Raw genomic sequence first — 242 nt, 5'->3', positions numbered from 1 at the left:
ATCGGCGAGATACCGCTTCAAATCCTGATACGCCAGCTTCTGCGCCTCAATCTTGTAGTGCCATGCCATCGCGCTCTCGTGCGCCTGATGCTCGATGGGCAACGTCTCCAGCATGTTCAGCATCGCGAGCGCCGCCACGCCCTGGCTGTTCGGCGGTAGTTCGTGAACCGTCCAGCCGCGATAGGTGGTGTGAACCGGATCCACCCACTCCGCCGAGTAGTTTGCCAGATCCTCCGCCTTCA

The 242-nt window shown here is 60.7% G+C and carries 1 protein-coding gene; it reads right to left on the bottom strand.

Annotation, left to right across the window (positions count from 1 at the left end; genetic code table 11):
• Positions 1-242, bottom strand: a 242-nt coding sequence (locus JNK74_30400) for a gamma-glutamyltransferase (protein ID MBL7650480.1), incomplete at both ends; no start/stop codon positions are given.

The organism is Candidatus Hydrogenedentota bacterium, assembly GCA_016791475.1.
In the GTDB taxonomy this organism is placed as follows: domain Bacteria; phylum Hydrogenedentota; class Hydrogenedentia; order Hydrogenedentales; family JAEUWI01; genus JAEUWI01.
The sequence above is the reverse complement of the archived record's forward strand: the minus strand, read 5'-3'. Positions and strand labels throughout refer to the sequence as shown.